At 65.1% G+C, this 18,725-nt stretch carries 16 protein-coding genes and 2 tRNA genes; 6 read left to right on the top strand and 12 right to left on the bottom strand.

Features of this window, described 5'->3' with window-relative positions:
* Positions 1-14 precede the first annotated feature (14 nt).
* The 5 genes from E4P09_RS20120 to E4P09_RS20100 all read right to left on the bottom strand — a co-directional run bounded on the left by E4P09_RS20120 (position 15) and on the right by E4P09_RS20100 (position 4,966).
* Positions 15-572 carry a peptidylprolyl isomerase gene (locus tag E4P09_RS20120; protein ID WP_170984525.1) on the bottom strand — a complete coding sequence of 186 codons (558 nt, stop codon included), beginning with the start codon at positions 570-572 and terminating at the stop codon, positions 15-17.
* 50 nt (positions 573-622) lie between these two features.
* Positions 623-1,117 carry a pantetheine-phosphate adenylyltransferase gene (coaD, locus tag E4P09_RS20115; RefSeq protein ID WP_137391421.1) on the bottom strand — a complete coding sequence of 165 codons (495 nt, stop codon included), beginning with the start codon at positions 1,115-1,117 and terminating at the stop codon, positions 623-625.
* A 15-nt stretch (positions 1,118-1,132) separates the two neighbouring features.
* A complete protein-coding gene (locus E4P09_RS20110) occupies positions 1,133-1,747 on the bottom strand; it encodes a LysE family translocator (RefSeq protein ID WP_137391420.1) in 615 nt (204 codons plus the stop codon).
* A 121-nt stretch (positions 1,748-1,868) separates the two neighbouring features.
* Positions 1,869-4,667 (bottom strand): DNA gyrase subunit A, encoded by a 2,799-nt coding sequence (gyrA, locus tag E4P09_RS20105; protein WP_205042212.1) that lies wholly within the window; start codon positions 4,665-4,667, stop codon positions 1,869-1,871.
* A gap of 212 nt (positions 4,668-4,879) precedes the next feature.
* Positions 4,880-4,966 (bottom strand) — tRNA-Leu (locus tag E4P09_RS20100).
* A 101-nt stretch (positions 4,967-5,067) separates the two neighbouring features.
* Between E4P09_RS20100 and lipB the strand changes: the two genes are divergently transcribed.
* Positions 5,068-5,772, top strand: a complete 705-nt coding sequence (lipB, locus tag E4P09_RS20095; RefSeq protein WP_137391419.1) for a lipoyl(octanoyl) transferase LipB — start codon at positions 5,068-5,070, stop codon at positions 5,770-5,772.
* A gap of 7 nt (positions 5,773-5,779) precedes the next feature.
* On the opposite strand, the gene E4P09_RS20090 is transcribed toward lipB, so the two are convergent.
* Genes E4P09_RS20090 through yajC form a run of 5 tightly spaced genes read right to left on the bottom strand, consistent with a single transcriptional unit; the run spans position 5,780 to position 10,096 of the window.
* Entirely contained in the window at positions 5,780-6,637 is an 858-nt protein-coding gene (locus tag E4P09_RS20090) for a phytoene/squalene synthase family protein (protein ID WP_137391418.1), read from the bottom strand.
* A complete protein-coding gene (locus E4P09_RS20085) occupies positions 6,634-7,038 on the bottom strand; it encodes an Mth938-like domain-containing protein (protein ID WP_137391417.1) in 405 nt (134 codons plus the stop codon). Before E4P09_RS20085 ends, E4P09_RS20090 begins: the two co-directional genes overlap by 4 nt.
* Before the next feature lie 27 nt (positions 7,039-7,065).
* A complete protein-coding gene (secF, locus tag E4P09_RS20080) occupies positions 7,066-8,070 on the bottom strand; it encodes a protein translocase subunit SecF (RefSeq protein ID WP_137391416.1) in 1,005 nt (334 codons plus the stop codon).
* A 22-nt stretch (positions 8,071-8,092) separates the two neighbouring features.
* Positions 8,093-9,700: a protein translocase subunit SecD gene (gene secD / locus E4P09_RS20075; RefSeq protein WP_137391415.1), complete on the bottom strand. Its 1,608-nt coding sequence runs from the start codon at positions 9,698-9,700 to the stop codon at positions 8,093-8,095.
* A gap of 54 nt (positions 9,701-9,754) precedes the next feature.
* Positions 9,755-10,096, bottom strand: a complete 342-nt coding sequence (gene yajC, locus E4P09_RS20070; protein WP_137391414.1) for a preprotein translocase subunit YajC — start codon at positions 10,094-10,096, stop codon at positions 9,755-9,757.
* A gap of 219 nt (positions 10,097-10,315) precedes the next feature.
* On the opposite strand from yajC, the gene E4P09_RS20065 reads away from it, so the two are divergent.
* From E4P09_RS20065 to E4P09_RS20040, 3 genes are all read left to right on the top strand, one after another.
* The gene (locus E4P09_RS20065) at positions 10,316-11,191 is read left to right on the top strand and encodes an ATP-binding protein (protein WP_137391413.1); all 876 of its coding nucleotides are present in this window, start codon (positions 10,316-10,318) and stop codon (positions 11,189-11,191) included.
* Positions 11,192-11,373: 182 nt separating this feature from the next.
* Entirely contained in the window at positions 11,374-15,138 is a 3,765-nt protein-coding gene (locus E4P09_RS20045) for an autotransporter outer membrane beta-barrel domain-containing protein (RefSeq protein ID WP_170984524.1), read from the top strand.
* Positions 15,139-15,225: 87 nt separating this feature from the next.
* Complete coding sequence (locus tag E4P09_RS20040) at positions 15,226-16,002, top strand: SDR family oxidoreductase (RefSeq protein WP_137391410.1); 777 nt, start codon at positions 15,226-15,228, stop codon at positions 16,000-16,002.
* Between the two features lie 39 nt (positions 16,003-16,041).
* Here E4P09_RS20040 and E4P09_RS20035 read toward each other — a convergent pair.
* Positions 16,042-16,128 (bottom strand) — tRNA-Leu (locus E4P09_RS20035).
* A 41-nt stretch (positions 16,129-16,169) separates the two neighbouring features.
* Positions 16,170-16,931, bottom strand: a complete 762-nt coding sequence (locus E4P09_RS20030) for a competence/damage-inducible protein A (protein WP_137391409.1) — start codon at positions 16,929-16,931, stop codon at positions 16,170-16,172.
* A gap of 118 nt (positions 16,932-17,049) precedes the next feature.
* Here E4P09_RS20030 and sfsA point away from each other — a divergent pair, with 118 nt between their 5' ends.
* Together sfsA and map are read left to right on the top strand one after the other, a co-directional pair.
* Positions 17,050-17,844, top strand: a complete 795-nt coding sequence (gene sfsA, locus E4P09_RS20025) for a DNA/RNA nuclease SfsA (protein ID WP_137391408.1) — start codon at positions 17,050-17,052, stop codon at positions 17,842-17,844.
* A 34-nt stretch (positions 17,845-17,878) separates the two neighbouring features.
* The gene (gene map / locus E4P09_RS20020) at positions 17,879-18,712 is read left to right on the top strand and encodes a type I methionyl aminopeptidase (protein ID WP_137391407.1); all 834 of its coding nucleotides are present in this window, start codon (positions 17,879-17,881) and stop codon (positions 18,710-18,712) included.
* The last annotated feature ends 13 nt before the right edge of the window (positions 18,713-18,725 follow it).

Below are 18,725 nucleotides of genomic sequence, written 5' to 3'. Positions count from 1 at the left end.
CGCGCTCGTGCCGGTTACTGCTTCACGTCGGCAGCAACCTGCATCTTGACGATCACGTCGGGGTTGCTGACCATGCCGCTGCTGCCCGCGCCCTTCTTGATCTTGTCCACGAATTCCATGCCCTCGACCACCTGGCCGAACACCGTGTACTGGCCGTTGAGGAAGCTCGCATCATCGAAGCAGATGAAGAACTGGCTGTTGGCGCTGTTCGGATCCTGGGTGCGCGCCATGCCGACGGTGCCGCGGCGGAACGGCTCCTTGCTGAACTCAGCCTTGAGGTCCGGCTCACTGGAGCCGCCGGTGCCGGTGCCGGTGGGATCGCCGGTCTGTGCCATGAAGCCGTCGATCACCCGGTGGAACTTCACCCCGTCATAGAAGCCGTCGCGGGCAAGCTTCTTGATGCGCGCCACGTGTTGCGGGGCCAGGTCCGGCCGCAGGCGGATCACCACCCGGCCGTCCTTGAGATCGAGATAGATGGTGTTTTCGGGGTCGAGCGGCTGGGCGGAATGGGCAACGCCGGGCACCATGGCGAACAGCACGACGGCGGACAACAGCTTGACAATATCGATCATGTGAACCTTGGACCTTTCCTGTGGTCTCGTTATCGAAGGGAAGCTCAGCGCTACCGCTTCATCGCGGCATCTATGCGGCGCCGGGCGATATCGGGCACGAAGGGCGAGATGTCGCCCCCCATGCGCGCAATCTGCTTGACTAACGAGGAGGCGATCATGCGCGTGCTGGCGCTGGCGGCAAAGAAAATGGTCTCCACGTCGCGGTTCATGCCGGCATTCATCTGTGCCATCTGAACCTCGTAGTCAAAGTCGCTGGAATCACGCAAGCCCCGCACCATCACGGTGGCGCCGTTGGCACTGGCCGCCTCCACCGCCAGGTTGTCGAAGGTGATGACCTTGATCTCGCAATTGAGATCGGCGCCGATCGGCACGCATACCTCCTCCATCAGCTCGACCCTGACATCGGCCGAGAGCAGCGGCGTCTTGCCGTGATGGACGCCCACCGCCAGGATCAGCCTGTCGAAAATGCGTGCCGCGCGGGTGATGATGTCCACATGGCCATTGGTGATGGGATCGAAGCTTCCCGGATAGAACCCGACGAGCATACTCCTGCCTCTTCCTCAGCTTCGCCGCGCCAGGGCGAGCCACACGCCGCCGCACACCATGCACAGGCCCGAGAGCCGGTTGACCAGAGCGATGCGCTGGCGCGACAGCATTTCCCGCAGCCGGCCGGCGAGCAGCGCATACATACCGTCTGAAACGGTGGCGAGCACCATGAAAGTGGCCCCGGCCAGCAGCAGCTGCCAGACATAGTCGCCGCTGGGATCGATGAACTGGGGAAAGAAGGCGCCGAAGAACAGCAAGGCTTTCGGGTTGCTGAGGATCACCACCAGCCCCTGGAAGACAAAGCCGCCGCGCGGGGTCGGCGGCAATTCGCCGCTCGTTTCCCGGCCGGCCGCGCGGATCGTCTTGAAGCCGATCCACACGAGATAGGCCGCGCCGACCAGCCTGATCCACTCGAACCAATGGCCCACCACCTCGATGACCGAGGCAAGCCCCACCACCAGCACCGCCAGCATGAGGGCGAGCCCGATCTGGGTCCCGAGCACGTTGAGCAGCCCGGCGCGGCTGCCATAGCGCAGCGAATTGGCGAGAATGACGGTGACCGTCGGCCCCGGAATGATGATCACGACGATCGTGGCCACCACGAGGGCGGCATAGGCTTCAAGCGACATGGGTCATGCCTCCGCAAGGAGCCGAAATCCAGCCCTGCCGCGGAGAAAAGGTCAAGCGCGCCGCAAAATCGCCCCGCAGGTCGGAGCCGCCATGGCGCTCGCCGGCGGCCCTCTCCGGCCTCTATTCCGTGGATTCGGCCTCGTCCGGGCCCTCGTCGACCTCTGGCTGGCCCTCTTCCTCGGCCAGATGCGCCACCGACACCACCCGCTCGTTCTCGGCCATGCTGAAGATGGTCACCCCTTGCGTGGCGCGGCCCGCCACGCGGATGTCGTGCACGGGGCAGCGGATGAGCTTGCCGGCCCCGGTCACCAGCATGATCTGGTCATTGTCCTCCACCGGGAACGACGCCACCAGGTGCCCGTTGCGCTTGTTCACCGCCATGGCGATGATGCCCTTGCCGCCGCGGCCGGTGACCCGGTACTCGTATGAGGACGTGCGCTTGCCGTAGCCGTTCTCCGAGACAGTGAGCACCGTCTGCTCGAGGGCGGACAGCGCGGCATAGCGCTCGGGACTGAGGGAGACCTCGTCGCCCGCCGCCTCCTCCTCGCCATTCTCGGCGTCACCGTTCGGCTCGGCCGCAAGCTCGCCGGCGAGCTCGCTATCCTCGCCGCGCATGGCCCGGCGCAGCCGAAGATAGGCGCGGGCTTCCGGTGGGGTCGCATCGCTGTGCCGCAGCACCGACATGCCGATCACCGTATCGGGCCCGAGCTCGCTGTCGCTGCCGAGCTTGATGCCGCGCACCCCTGTCGAGGTGCGGCCGGCGAAGACACGCACATCGTCCACCGGGAAGCGGATGCAGCGGCCATTCGCGGTGGTCAGCAGGATGTCGTCATCGGGCGTCGCGATCACCACGCCGACGATGGCATCCCCCTCCTCTTCCAGCTTCATGGCGATCTTGCCGGCCCGGTTGATGTTCACGAAATCGGCCAAGGCGTTGCGGCGGACGGTGCCGAACCGGGTGGCGAAGACCAGGTTCAGCCGTTCGTTCTGCGCCTCGTCGTCGGGCATGAACAGAATGGTCGAGATGCGCTCGCCCGGCTTGAGCGGCAAGAGGTTCACCAACGCCTTGCCGCGCGATTGCGGCGTGCCGATCGGCAGGCGCCACACCTTCATGCGGTAGACCATGCCGGTGGAGGAGAAGAACAGGACCGGCGTATGGGTGTTGGCCACGAAGAGCTGGGACACGAAATCCTCGTCCTTCATGGAAACGCCGAAGCGGCCCTTGCCGCCGCGCCGCTGCGCCCGGTAGGTCGAGAGCGGCACGCGCTTGATGTAGCCGGCATGCGACACGGTGATCACCATGTCCTCCCGCGCGATCAGGTCCTCGTCCTCGACCTCGAAGCCTTCCTCGGTGATCTCGGTGCGCCGCGGCGTCGCGAACTCGGCTTTGGCGGCCTCCAGCTCGTCGCGCACGATCTGCTGCACCCGGGCGCGCGATCGCAGGATATCGAGATAATCGGCGATCTTCTCGCCCAGCTCCTTCAGCTCGTCGCCGATCTCGTCGCGGCCGAGGGCGGTCAGGCGCTGCAGGCGCAGGTCGAGAATGGCCCGGGCCTGCTCGTCCGAAAGCCGCAGCGTGCCGGCCTCGCTCACCACGTGGCGCGGATCGGCAATCAGCCTGACCAGCGGCTCCATGTCCTTCGCCGGCCAGTCCCGCCCCATCAGCTCCGCCCTGGCAGCCGCCGGATCGGGGCTTTCGCGGATCACACGGATGACCTCGTCGATATTGGCGACGGCAATGGCCAGGCCCACCAGGATATGGGCCCGGTCGCGCGCCTTGTTCAGCAGGAACTTGGTGCGCCGCGTGACCACGTCCTCGCGGAAGGTCACGAACGCCTGCAGCATGTCCTTGAGGGTCAGGAGCTCGGGTCGGCCGCCGGATAGCGCCACCATGTTGCAGCCGAAGCTCGTCTGCAGCGGCGAAAAACGATAAAGCTGGTTCAGCACAACGTCCGCCACCGCCTCGCGGCGCAGCTCGATCACCACGCGCAGGCCCTGGCGCGAGGACTCGTCCCTGATGTCGGCGATCCCCTCGATTCGCTTCTCGCGCACCAGCTCGGCGATCTTCTCGACCATCGTCGCCTTGTTCACCTGGTAGGGGATCTCGGTGACGATGAGCGCCTCGCGTTCCTTGCGCACCGTCTCGACTTCGACACGGGCGCGCATGATGATCGAGCCGCGCCCCGTAGCATAGGCCGAGCGGATCCCGGCACGGCCGAGGATGAGCGCCCCGGTCGGGAAATCCGGGCCGGGCATGATCTCGGTGATTTCCTCGATGCTGATTCCCGGATTGGTCATCACCGCGATGCAGGCATCCACCACCTCCCCGAGATTGTGCGGTGGGATGTTGGTGGCCATGCCGACGGCGATGCCGCCGGCCCCGTTCACCAGCAGGTTCGGAAACTTGGCCGGCAGCACCACCGGCTCGTGCTCGGAATTGTCATAGTTGGGCTGGAAGTCGACCGTGTCCTTGTCCAGGTCGTCCAGCAGGTGATGGGCCGGCTTGGCCAGCCTCACCTCGGTGTAGCGCATGGCCGCCGGCGGATCGCCGTCGAGCGAGCCGAAATTGCCCTGCCCGTCGAGCAGCGGCAGGCGCATGGAAAAGTCCTGCGCCAAGCGGACGAGCGCGTCATAGATCGACTGGTCGCCATGCGGGTGGTACTTACCGATGACATCGCCCACCACGCGGGCCGCCTTGCGGTAAGGCTTGTTCCAGTCGTAGCCATTCTCGTGCATCGAGAACAGAACGCGGCGATGGACAGGCTTCAGCCCGTCGCGAACGTCCGGCAGCGCCCGGCTCACGATCACGCTCATCGCGTAATCGAGATAGGAGCGCTTCATTTCCTCGACGATAGAAACCGGATTTACGTCGAAGGGGGTCGGATCAGACCCGGTCGGTCCACGATCGCTTTCAGCCAAACTCGAACGCCTTTTGTGATTTTAACGACGCATCAGCGCGAATGCGCACCGGGAGGGGCGCGCCCAATCGAGGAATCGCTTGCGCGCCCCCGACTCGGTGTCCCTTATGTAGCAACCGCAGGGCGCAGAAGCAATGCGCGCAACAGGACTCGCTGCTGGCGGCCCGATCGCATTTTCGGCAAAGGTTCTGAGGGGCCCGCAAGGGCAAGGAATGGTGCGGTCGGGGAGACTCGAACTCCCACGGGGGTTAACCCGCTAGCCCCTCAAGCTAGTGCGTCTACCAATTCCGCCACGACCGCGTATTGAGGTCCCGAAGGGTCGCGCTCATCTAACAATCCGTTCGGCGCAACGCAAGTGTTTCCGATTGTCTCAACCCACGCCGTCGGTTTAACCAAGGCCCATGCTCGACCCCGTGAGATCCCAATCCGCGCGAAAAAGCCTGTACCGGGCGGCTCCGGCCGTGACCTGGACGGTGGCGGACCATCTTGTTGAATATGAGCATGCGGTTCAGCAAATGGAAGCCCGCGCCGCGGCCATCGCCGCAGGCGAGGCGCCCGAGCAGGTCTGGCTGGTGCAGCACCCTCCCCTTTATACAGCCGGCACCAGCGCGGTTGCGAGCGATCTGCTGACGCCCGATCGCTTCCCCGTCTATCGCACCGGCCGCGGTGGCCAATTCACCTATCACGGCCCCGGCCAGCGGGTGGCCTATGTCATGCTCGACCTCACCCGCCGTGGGCAGGATCTGCGCCTGTTCGTGCATGGCCTCGAAACATGGCTCATCGACACCTTGAGCCATTTCGGCATCGCTGGCGAAACCCGCAACGAGCGCGTGGGCGTATGGGTCCGCCGGCCGGAGCGCTCTCCCACGGCGGAGGACAAGATCGCCGCGATCGGCATTCGCGTCCGGCGCTGGGTCTCGTTCCACGGCATTGCACTCAATGTCGCGCCGGACCTCGACCATTTCTCCGGAATCGTGCCTTGCGGCGTGCGCGGGCACGGCGTGACCAGCCTCACCGATCTCGGCTGCACCGCCTCGATGGCCGCGGTGGACGAGGCCTTGCGCCTAAATTTCGAGCGGCAGTTCGGACCAACCAGGACGGAATGAGGGACGCTCAAAAACGCCCGCGCCGGGCAGCCCGCCACAAGCTCCATTGACGGCGCAGCTGCGAGAGTTCCGTCACCTGCTTCAGCGGATTGCGACCGCGGCGCGTCACCGCGTCCAGCGCTAGCCCGGTGAGAGAGGCCGGTAAGAAGGCTGGGAGCGCCGCTGCGGGGATGGTTCCAGACAACGCCCTCGCCTCCTCGAGGCGCTGGCGGCCGAGGCTCACCATATCGGACAGCGCCGCCCGCATCGGCTCGTCCCATCGTCCGGACAGCACGTGGGCCGGCTTTAGCCCGTGGCGCGCAAGCACGTCCTCGGGCAGGAAGCATTGCCCACGCGCCCGGTGCATCGGCAGCAACCGCAACAGGCCCGACATTCCATAGGCAACACCCGCAAGCCCGGCGGCCTCGGCGCAAACCTGGGCCTGCCGACCAGCGAGGATCAGCGCTGCCATCTGGATGAGCGCCGATGAGGTCTCGCCGAGATAGCCTTCGAGATCGTTCAGGCTCGGCATCGGATCGTCATAAAGATCGAACCGGCGGGCCTCGACGAGATTGGCCAGGGCCATTTCAGGAATGATGCGCTCGCCGATCGCCGGCATCAGTTCGGCCATCACAGGATGCTCCGGCCCCTGGCCGCCATAGGCGCGGCTGACCGCATCCGCCCACCATTGCAGGCGGATCTCGCCGAGCATCGGCTCGCGCACCACCTCGCGAATGCGCGAAACCTCGACATTGAAGGCGTAGAGGGCAAGAAGCAGCCGCCGCTTGTCGTCCGGCGCGAACAGCGCGGCCAAGAACCGGTCCTTGTCGGCCTCGCGCACGAGGTCGAAGCAATAGCCCGCGCCATCAGCGGCTGGCGCGCTCATCGGCGCGCACTGGGATCATCAACCGCGATCAGCGCCGCCGCCACGGCGCGATCCTCGGCCAGCAGCACGTTATATGTGCGCGCCGCAGCCCCGGTCGTCATCAGTTCGAGCCCGATCTGATGGCGCTGGAAGGCCTCGCGCACCGAAGGCCCCGGCCGCCGCATCTCCATGCCGCAGCCCAGCAGCAGGAACTCGATGGTCGCGGCCTCCGCGAACACACGGGCGAAGCTTGCAGGCTCGAGCTGCTCGATGGAGCTGATCGGCCAGCCATAGATGCCGCTGGGCAGGAGCAGGATCGATCCGCGGTGGGACATCTCGGCAAAGCGGAAGCCGCCGTTGCCATAGGCATCGATCGGTGCCCGGCCGGGATAATGAGCCTGATCGTCGGGTCGTTCCGTCATGGCGCGGCGAGCTCCTCGCCGGATCGGTCAGGACCGCTGGGCGCTCGTGCCGCTGGTACCGGCGGCGGTGCCGCGTTTGCCGGCCGCGGCGGCGGTTGCGCCGGTCCTCACATTCACCGAGCCCTTTTCCGCAACGGCGCTCCAGTCGCGCTTGACGCCAACCAGAAGCAGGATGGGCGCGGCCACGAAGATCGAGGAATACGTTCCGATGATGACGCCCCACAGCATGGCGAAGGTGAAGCCACGCAGCACCTCTCCGCCGAAGACATAGAGCGACAGCATCGCCAGGAACGCGGTTACCGACGTCAAGATGGTGCGGGAAAGGGTACTGTTCAACGATAGGTCGATGAGATCGATCAGCTTCATTGACTTGTATTTCCGGAGATATTCCCGGATGCGGTCGAACACCACCACCGTGTCGTTCAGCGAATAGCCGACGATCGTCAGCACGGCGGCGATGATCGTCAGGTTGAACTGAATGCCGAGCAGGCAGAACAGGCCGATGGTCAGCACCACGTCGTGCACGAGCGACAGGATTGCCCCCAAGGCGAACTGCCATTCGAAGCGGAACCAGATGTAGATCAGAATGCCGATCATCGAGATCAGCACCGCGATCGTGCCCATCTGCGCGAGTTCCCCCGACACTTTCGGCCCAACCACCTCGGTGCGGAGATAGGTGACGTCCGGTCCCAGCGCGTTACGGACCTTGGCCAGCGTATCCTGCTGGGCCTGCTCGCCCTCCTGCTTGCCGACGCGGATCATCACCTGGTCGGGCTGGCCGAGGCCTTGCACTTCCACTTCTCCAAGGCCAAGCCCGCCCACAGTGCTGCGCAGCTGCGCAAGATCAGCCGGCTGTGGCGTTTGGATCTCGATGACCGTGCCGCCTTCGAAGTCGATGCCGTAGTTGAGGCCCACGGTCAGGAACAGGAGGACCGACGCGATCATGCACAGGCCGGACAGCGCGTAGCCAAAGCGGGCAAATCGCATGAAGCGGTAATCGGTGTCGTCGCGGATGAAGCGGATCGGCCGCATGAACGGGTGCCTCGCTGAAAACCTAAAGCGGAATCGTCCGCGGGCGTGCGCTGTGGAACCACCAAGCCACCATCATCCGTGTCAGCGTGAACGCGGTGAACATGGAGATCGCGATGCCGAGCGTCATGGTGACAGCGAAGCCGCGCACCGGGCCTGACCCCATGCCGAACAGCACGATAGCGGCAATGAGGCCGGTGACATTGGAATCGATGATGGTGGCCAGTGCTCGATCGAAACCGGCCTGCAGTGAAGCGATCACCGAGCGGCCGTTGCGCTGCTCCTCCCGGATGCGCTCGTAGATCAGCACGTTGGCGTCCACCGCCATGCCGATGGTCAGCACGATGCCCGCAATGCCCGGCAGCGTCAGCGTCGCCTGCAGCACCGACAGAGCCGCAAAGAGCAGGATGAGGTTCACGATCAGCGCGATGTTGGCGAACACGCCGAACAGGCCGTAGCCCACGACCATGAAGGCAAACACCGCCAGCACGGCAACCACCGACGCGATCGTGCCGGCGCGGATCGAGTCGGCCCCGAGGCTCGGCCCCACGCTGCTCTCCTGGACGATTTGCAGCTTGGCCGGCAATGCGCCTGAGCGCAGCACGATGGCGAGGTCATTGGCATCCTCCACGGTGAACCGGCCGCTGATCTGCCCAGTGCCGCCGAGGATCGGCTCATTGATGACCGGCGCGCTGATCACCTCATTGTCGAGCACGATGGCAAAGGGCTTGCCCACATTGCGCTGGGTCAGCTCGCCGAACCGCTGGGCGCCGCGCTGGTTGAAGCGGAAGGAGACGATCGGCTCGCCATTGCGCTGATCAAAACCCGGCTGGGCGTCGGTGAGATCTTCGCCCTCCACGGTCGCGCGGCTCGACGTCTGGACGAAATAGGGAATCCGCGGCTCGTCGCGCGAATAGAGCAGATCGCAGCCGGGCGGAGCGCTGGCCGGCTGGGCCGTTTCCGGCTGCTCGTCGCACAATAGCCGGAACTGCAGCTGGGCGGTGGTCGCCAACAGATCCTTGAGCCGTGCCGGATCCTGCAGTCCAGGCACCTGCACCTCGATCCGGTCCAAACCCTGGCGGGTGATGGACGGCTCCGTCGTCCCGAGCGCGTCCACCCGCCGGCGCACGATTTCGATGGACTGCTGCACCGCGCGCGATATGCGCGCCTCCAGGCCCGCTTCGGTGAAGCTGAGGATGATCCGGTCACCATCGCGCGTCACCTCCGCCGAGGCGACACTCTGGCCGTCCATGAACAGGCCGGTCTGGATGGGCTGGGCAAGCTGGCGGATTCGCTCGAGGGCCCGGTCCACGTCCTGCGGATTGCGGATGCGGACGGTCACCTGGGTGCCGGACCGGCCGAGGCCCGTATACCCGATCCGTTCATCGCGCAGGACCTGCCTGATGTCGCCGACCATCTGGCCGGTGAGGTGGTTGACGAGGTCATTGCGGTCGACCTCCAGCAGCACCTGCGAGCCACCCTGAAGGTCGAGGCCGAGATGGACCGTCTTGGCCGGCAGCCAGGACGGCAGCTCGGCGCGGATCCGCTCGGGCAGGACGTTCGGAAGCGCCAGCAGGATGCCCATCAGCACCACGGCAAGGGTGGCAACGACCTTCCATCTGGCGAAATACATGCTATGCGTCTTTCAACCTGCGATGTCGCCGCGGCAGCGCGTCCAAAGCGACAATCAGCTCGCGGTGGCCTCGTCCTTCACCGGCTCGCCCTTGGCGCGGACCTCGGCCACCATGCTCTTCACCACCCGGACGCGCACGTTCTCCGCGAGCTCGACCTGGATTTCCCGCTCGTCGATCACCTTCGACACTTTGCCGACCAATCCGCCGGAGGTCACGACCGTGTCGCCGCGGCGGATATTGGCGATCATCTCCTGGTGCTGCTTCGCCCGACGCTGCTGCGGCCGGATCAGCAGGAAATAGAAGATCACGAAGATCGCGATGAGCGGCAGCATCGACACCAGGAAGTCGCTTGCGGGCGCTCCGGTGCTCTGCGCAAAGGCCGGTGTGATGAACATCCTCGTGGCGCTCCTTGTCAATGGCCTGGGGCCGGGGCTGCCTGCAGTGGGCCCGTCCGCGACTTGCGGCGGAATATAACGGCCGGTCGCGGCATTGCAATACAAGCCTTGCTGGTTGCGGCACGGTGTCCCCAGCCCGGGCCGCGCACAGGCCGAAAAGATTTCCTCTTAACGCATCATGGGCTAAACAGCCCGACGATTTTTTCCAAGGGCGAGCTCATGACCACGACTTTGACGGACCGCCAATTGCTCCAGGTGTTGGAGCGCATCGCGAAAGCGTTGGAGCGTCTGGCGCCGCCGGCCCGAGAGGAGCCTGATCTCGGGGCCGCTCCGGCCTTCATCTGGCATCCGGCGACGGGCCTTGCGCCGGTGGCGCGGGTGAACAGAGTGGAAATGGGCCTTCTGCGTGGCATCGATCGCCTGCGCGATATCCTGCTTGATAACACCAGCCGCTTTGCCCGGGGCTTGCCCGCCAACAACGCTTTGCTGTGGGGGGCTCGCGGCATGGGCAAGAGTTCGCTGGTCAAGGCGGTGCATGCGGCGGTGGATACCGAGGCCGGCGGGCGGCTGAAGCTGGTCGAGATCCACCGGGAGGACATCGAGAGCCTGCCGGACCTCATGGGGCTCATCCGCCATCACCCGGATTACCGCTTCATCGTCTTCTGCGATGACCTCTCCTTCGATGCGGACGACACCTCTTACAAGTCGCTCAAGGCGGCGCTCGACGGCGGCATCGAAGGCCGGCCGGACAACATGGTGTTCTATGCCACCTCGAACCGCCGCCATCTTCTGCCGCGGGACATGATGGAGAACGAACGGTCGACGGCCATCAACCCGTCCGAAGCGGTGCAGGAGAAGGTGTCTCTGTCCGACCGATTCGGGCTGTGGCTTGGCTTTCACAATTGCTCCCAGGCCGAGTTTCTCGAGATGGTTGCCGGTTATGCCCGTCATTTGAACCTCAATATCAGCCCGGATCAGCTGCGGGCCGAAGCGATCGAGTGGGCTGCGACCCGTGGCGCGCGGTCCGGCCGCGTGGCGTGGCAGTTTATTCAGGATCTTGCTGGCCGGCTCGGGGTCGTGATCACCGCAAGCTGAGCGTGCCTGGAAGCTGCCGATCCTCACTACTGTAAGTAAGTTGTTAACGATTTTACAACCATTAGGAGTATTTTCTTAGACGACATCCTACGCGGGGCATTCCGCACGAGAGTGAAATGTCGTCACGTCGTTCTCGACAGCCAGTCCTTCGCGCCAGTGCTGGCCTTGTCGCCATGGCTTGTATGGCCGGACCGGCGCTGGCTGCGACCTTCACGGTGAGTGATCCGACGACCGGTGACCCGACGAAGCCAAATACCCTTGATTGGGCGATAGCTCAATCGAACGCCAGCGGCGGCGCCGATACCATCAAGTTCGCTCCGAGCCTGGCCGGACAGACGATCACCCTCGCCAAGCAGCTGCCGATCATTACTGGCTCGGTGACCATCGATGGCGAGGGAAACGACATTAAAATCAGCGGCGGCAACGCCCACAATATCTTTTTCGCGCGCGCTGATGGATCCGATAGCCCTGCATCCATCAATGTCAGCATTGCCAATCTCACGCTGGAAGAAGGGGCGGCGCGCGGCGGCAATGGCGGATCCGTGGGCTATGGCGGCGGTGGCGGCATGGGTGCAGGCGGCGCCATCTTTGTCGGCAAGAATGCCCATGTGACCGTGGAAAATGTCGACTTCAGCGACAACTCCGCGACCGGTGGCCAAGGCGGCGGCCACACCAGCGCGTATCCCGGAAGTGGCGGCGGTGGTCTAAACGGTGGCAACGGTGGAAACGGCAGATCGGGCAGCAGCGGCACCGGCGGCGGTGGCGGTGGCGGATATGGCGCCCATGGCGCCCCGGGCCCCAGCGGCACTGGTGGAAGTGGCGGAGGCCCGAATGCCGGAGCAGGCGGTACATCCACCACAAATGCTCAGAATGGTGGCGATTTTTCCGGTGGCGGGGGCGGCGGAAGCAACAGCTCTGGTGGCAATCAGGGCAAAGGTGGCGACGGAGGTTTCGGCGGTGGCGGTGGCGGCGGCGGCACGGGCGGCGGCAATGCATCGACCCTCAAGGGTGGCCACGGTGGATTTGGCGGCGGTGGCGGGGGTGCAGCCAATTACGGCGGAGGGGGCACCTATTCCGTCGGCGGCAGCGGTGGTTTTGGCGGCGGTGGCGGGGGGACGAATGCCTCTACGCCCGGCGGCTTCGGCGGCGGCAATGGCGGCCGATTCGGCGGCGGCGGAGGCGCTGGTTTTGGAGGCGCCGTTTTTGTTGAGAGCGGCGGCACCATTAGCTTCTCCGGCGATGGCGAGATGGCGGGCGGCAGCGCGAGGCATGGCGAAGGCCGAAATGGCGGCACCAACGGTCTAGGCCTTGGTAGCGGGTTTTACCTGCACGGAACGACGGGCCTGACCTTCACCCCCGGCACGGGGCAGACCATCACCATTGCCGATGACATCGCCAGCGATGCCTATGCGCCGGGCCATTCCAGCGATGACGATCCAGCCGGCGACGGCAAGGACACCGGTGTGACCAAGACCGGCGCCGGCAGGCTCGTGCTCGGCGGCAACAACACCTATGTCGGCGGCACCCGCATCCAGCAGGGCACGCTCGGCATTACGCGGGATGCCGCCTTGGGACATGCGACCTCGGCCGTCACCATCAGCAACAATGCCGAGCTTTTGGCCCTTGGCACCTTCACCACAGATCGCACCCTCACCTTGAGCGGCGGCGGTACCCTGTCGGCCGAGGCCGGCCATGTCTTCACCATCGCCGGCCAGGTCACCGGCACAGGCGGGGTCACCAAGGCCGGCGCAGGCACCGTGGTATTCGGCAATGACACCAATAATTACAGCGGCACCACCACCGTCAGCGAGGGCACATTGCGCCTCGGCACCGACAACGCCCTGCCGCAGGGTCCCCTGCATGTCGATGCCGCAGGCACGTTCGACCTGGCCGGCTTCGACCAGACCCTCGCCGCGCTTTCCGGCGATGCGGGCAGCCGCATCCTGCTCGGCAGCGGCGATCTCGTCGTCAACCAGAGCACCAGCACCACCTTTTCGGGCACCGTCTCAGGCGCCGGCACCTTCACCAAGTCCGGCAGCGGCACCCTCACCATCGCCGGTGCCCTCGACAATACCGGCGGCATCTTCATGGACGGCGGCACCCTTGCCGCCGGGGCCGCCAACGTGTTTGGCGATGGCATTCTGACCATCACCTCGGGCACCGTCGCCCTCAATGGCCATGACCAGACCGTCATCGGCCTCCAGGGCACTGGCGGCACCCTCGGTCTGGGCGGCGCCACCTTCACGCTCGCTCAGAATATCAACACCACCTATGCCGGCGCGATCGCCGGCTCGGGCAGCTTCGTCAAGGCAGGCAGCGGCACCTTCACCTATACCGGCACCGGTTCAACCTCCGGCACGATCGACGTCGCGCAGGGCAAGTTTCACCTTGCCGGCAGCCTCGCCAACGCCGCCGGCATGATTGAGAGCGGCGCCGAGCTCTATGGTACCGGCACGATCGGCAGCCTCCACGTCAAGGGCCGCCTAGCCGCCGGCACGCTCTCGCCCGAGCAGATCGAGATCAACAATGACGGGCCGCCCACCGCCGGCACCCTCACCGTCAACGGCAATCTGGTCTTCGATCCCGGGTCCATGCTGTTCGGCGACATGGCGCTGGACGGCAACCTCAACCTGATCAAGGTCAACGGCACCACCACCATCAACGGCGGCACCGTCCATATCCTCGACGACGACTCGGTTTTCGACGAGACCGCCACATATGTGCTCATCGACTCCAGCGGCGGCATCACCGGAACCTTCAATGACCTGGTCACCGATTTCGCCTTTCTGGAACCCCACTTGTCCTACACGGCAACCCAGGTGCGGATCAGCTTCACGCCCGATTTCGAACCTGAGTTCTACACCAGGAATGCTGCGAGTATCGGAACCGTCGTGGCTGACCTGATGCAGTCGAACGCGGCCGACGGCACCCTCGCCCTGCTCATCGAGAAGCTGGCCGAGACCAACCGAGCCGAGGCCGAACATGCGCTTTCGGCCATGAACGCCGAGATCTACAGCGACGTCTCCGCAGTGGCGCGGCGGCTGCTCACCGGAGGCGACCGTCTGGTCACCAACCGCTTCCTGCGTGATCCCGGCCCACGTCTTCAGTTCTGGACCGAGCATCAGTACCGGGCGGTCGACCTGTCCTTCGACGGCAATGCCAGCGGCGGGCTCTCCCAGGAGCACCATCAGCTGTTCGGCGCGGATATGGCCGTCGCCCAAGGGGCCGGTCGCGGCCTGATCGGCCTCTATGGCGGCATTGCCTGGGCCAATCTCGCGCTCGACGACATCGCTCACCGCGCCGCCATCGCAGGGCCCATTGCCGGGCTCTACGGCCAATGGACTCTCGGCAGCCTCAGGCTGTATGGCCGCGGGAGTGTCGCCCTGCCGCGGGTCGACGCCAAGCGCCACTTCGGCGCAGGCGGCATTCATCTGACTGCGACGGGCGACTACCGGATGACGGCGGGTGGCGGCAATCTCGGTGTGAGCTATGATACCGAGACCCGCGGCGTCAAGGTCACGCCTTTCGCCGAATTCGGCCTGCAATATCTGAGCCGGCCGGCCATCACCGAGCAGCGCGCGGACAATGCCGGCCTTCTGCTGGATGGCGCGAAGCTTACCACAGGCGATGCCCGGCTCGGCGCCAAGGTGGCCCTCAAGCCGGTCGCGCTCGACGAGGCCTGGCAGCTCAAGCCGTTTTTGGCTGCAGCCTATATCCGGACCTTCGGCGATGCCGTCGATACCACCCATGCCGCATTCATCGGCGCCCCCGAGCAGCCCTTCACCGCCAAGGGCGTCCAGATCGGCAAGGATGCCGGCGACTTCGCCGCCAGCCTCGAGCTCGTTCGCCTCGACGGGTTCGCCAATATCCGCCTCGGCTACGGCCTGGGTCTTGCCAATCACCAGATCTCGCACACGTTCGGCTTAGCCGGCAGCGTCTTCTGGTAGCCAGCGCTCCTCTCCTGCGCAGGGGATGACGAGAGATCCGCCCTTCGCTATCACTGTCACCATTTGACACCTGTTCAGGAGGGCGGGATGGATCTCGGAATCAGGGGAAAACGGGCGATTGTGTGCGCATCAAGCCGCGGCCTGGGCCGCGGCTGCGCCTTGGGGCTCGCGGAAGCCGGCGTCGACCTGGTCATCAATGGCCGCGATCCGGCTGCCCTGGAGGAGACGGCTTCGTTCCTGCGCGACCGCACCGGCGTGCAGGTGGTGCCTGTGGCGGCAGACGTCGGCACGCCGGAGGGCCAAGCGGCGCTGCTGGCCGCCTGCCCCGACCCGGATATCCTCGTGAACAACAATGGCGGCCCGCCGCTCAGGGATTTCAGGGAGCTCGATCGCGACAAGATGCTGGCCGGCCTCGTTCAGAACATGGTGGCGCCCGTCGAACTCATTCAGAAGGTGATCGGGCCGATGATGGAGCGCGGCTTTGGGCGCATCGTCAATATCACCTCCTCCTCGGTCAAGGCGCCGATCGCCGGTCTCGACCTGTCGAGCGGCGCGCGCGCCGGGCTCTCCGCGTTCCTCGCCGGCGTTGCCCGCAAGGTCGCTCACCGCAACGTGACGATCAATGCCATCATGCCAGGCTCGTTCGATACCGACCGTTTGCGCGTGACGTTCAAGCGCTTCGAGGCCGAGGGACGCTCGGAGGAGGAGATACGCCAGGAACGGGCCCGGGCCATTCCCGCCGGCCGCTTCGGCACGCCGGAGGAGTTCGGCCGGCTCTGCGCCTTCCTCTGCAGCGCGCACGCGGGCTATATCGTCGGCCAGAACATCCTGATCGACGGGGGCGTAGTCAACAGTACGTTCTAGACTAGGCTAGCCTGGCTGTGGATCTCGGCACGCCAGGTCTGGTGCGGACGGGGGGACTCGAACCCCCACCCTCTTGCGAGGAACGGATTTTAAGTCCGGTGCGTCTACCGATTCCGCCACGTCCGCACAGTCTTGCGCGCGATCATTTTCGGGCCTCACGTCGCGCGTTAACCCGCCTTATGGGGTGCTTCGCGTGCTGCTGCAAGAGAGGAAGCCATCGCGTTCACCGCATCCGCCGCCCGCCTGACCTCCATCGCATCGCGGCCGCGCACCACGATGCGCGTGCCGTAGACCCCATCCTCGAAGAAGGGATAGGAGCCGATCTGCACGCTAAGGAATGCCTCCTGGATCCGGCGCAAGGGCGCTGCCACGTCGCCCTCCTTCTCGCGCACCTCGATCATCTCGGAAATGATCGGCACGCCGGTATCGAGCGTGGGGGCCACTTGATCGAGCATGGCCTGCATGATCGCCGGCACCCCCGCCATCACGAAGACATTGCCGATGCGGAAGCCCGGCGCCTTGCTGACCGGGTTCGGAATGAGACTGGCGCCATGGGGAATGCGCGCCATACGCAGGCGCGCCTCGTTCAGCTCGTCCCGCGGGATCCGCTCGAGCAGCATCGAGACCGCCTCCTCGTTGATGGAAATGCCGGTGCCGAAGGCGCGCGCCACCGCATCCGCGGTGATGTCGTCATGGGTCGGACCGATCCCGCCTGTGGTGAAGACATAAGTATAACGGGCACGCAAGGCATCGAGCGCGGCCACGATCTCATCCTCGATGTCGGGCACGACCCGTGCTTCGCAAAGATCGATGCCGATGCGCGTCAGGTATTCCGCGATGTAGCCGAGATTCTTGTCCTTGGTGCGCCCGGACAGGATTTCGTCACCGATCACCAGAACCGCCGCGGTCACCCTCTCTGGCGTGCTCATGCGCTAAAGCCTCCATCCACCGCCCCATCGGAAGCAGATCGCACCGACTTGAGCAAGTACCCGATGCGCAGATCGGACATGTTGCGGCGTCGGTGCAAGCACCTTACGGTGCGGCGTCATGAAACTTCCCACGCCCCTCTATCGCGGCCGCCTGATCCGCCGCTACAAGCGCTTCCTTGCCGACGTCGTTCTCGACACCGGCGAGGTGGTCACCGCCCATTGCGCCAATCCAGGCTCGATGATGGGCCTGATCGCACCGGATACGGTGGTCTGGCTGACACGGTCTGGCGATCCCAGGCGCAAGCTCGCCTATTCCTGGCAGCTGCTTGAGCTCGCCTCACCTTTTACCGGCCGGGTGGGGATCAATACGGCAAATCCCAACCAGATTGCCGCGGAGGCGATTGCCGCAGGACTGATCCCCGAGCTTGCGGGCTATGACCGCATCCGGCGCGAGGTGCGCTACGGACGCAACAGCCGCATCGATCTCCTGTTGACATCTGGGCAACGGAAGCCGTGCTATGTGGAGGTGAAGAACGTGCACCTGTCACGCATGCCGGGACTGGCGGAGTTTCCCGACTGCGTGACGTCGCGGGGCGCGAAGCATCTGGTCGAGCTCGCGGACAGGGTGGCAGCCGGCGACAGGGCCGTCATGCTGTTTGTGGTGCAGCGGAACGATTGTCAGGCCTTCGCCCTGGCGGCCGATCTCGATCCGGCCTATGCGCGCGGGTTTTCAGAAGCGCGCAGCGCCGGCGTGGAATGCCTCGTCTATGACTGCAGGGTTGCGCTCGATGAAATTGTGATCAATCGCCGGTTGCCTTTTGAGGAACGAACCATCATTTCTGCAAGGGCCGAGGCTCCGCGCCAGGCTCAGGCTAGGCTTCGAGCCGCTCCGCGGGCCCGGGTTCCGACCTAGGTTCAAGTTGCGGCCTCGCACCAGGGTAAGCTCTATGGTCAGCTACGTCGACGCCACTATCGCGCCTGCCGTGAACACGGGCGAGATCAAGCTTTACCGCCCGGAGGATTTTGCCGGCATGCGCAAGGCTGGCCGGCTCGCGGCCGAAGCGCTCGACATGCTCACCGAATATGTGCAGCCGGGCGTCACGACGGCTTATCTCGACCGGCTGGCGCTTGAATTCACCCTGGACAACAATGCGGTCTCCGCCTCGCTGCAATATCGCGGCTTCACTAAGTCGATCTGCACCTCCATCAACCACGTGGTCTGCCATGGCATTCCCGGCGAGCGGCCGCTGCGGGAGGGCGACATCGTCAATATCGACGTGACGCTGATCGTCGATGGCTGGCATGGGGATACCAGCCGCATGTACGGGGTGGGCGAGGTTTCCCGCAAGGCCGAGCGGCTGATGGAGGTCACGCACAACGCGCTGATGAGAGGTGTCGCCGCGGTGCGTCCCGGGGCCACCACCGGGGATATCGGCCATGCCATCCAGACCTATGCGGAGGCCGAGCGCTGCAGCGTGGTGCGTGATTTCTGCGGTCATGGCCTCGGCCGCGTCTTCCATGACACGCCGAATATTCTGCATTATGGCCGCCCCGGCGAGGGCGTCCTATTGAAGCCCGGCATGTTCTTCACCATCGAGCCGATGATCAATCTCGGCCGGCCGCATGTAAAGATCCTTGCGGACGGCTGGACAGCGGTCACCCGCGACCGCTCGCTCTCCGCCCAGTTCGAGCACGCGGTGGGCGTGACCGAAACCGGCTGCGAGATCTTTACACTCTCCCCTAAAGGCTTGCATTGTCCCCCCTACACGGCCGGGAATTGAGCGGGTAGTCTTC

It is taken from the genome of Rhodoligotrophos defluvii (genome assembly GCF_005281615.1).
GTDB lineage: Bacteria > Pseudomonadota > Alphaproteobacteria > Rhizobiales > Im1 > Rhodoligotrophos > Rhodoligotrophos defluvii.
Note: the sequence above shows the minus strand (reverse complement) of the source record. Positions and strands in the feature narration are given on the sequence as shown.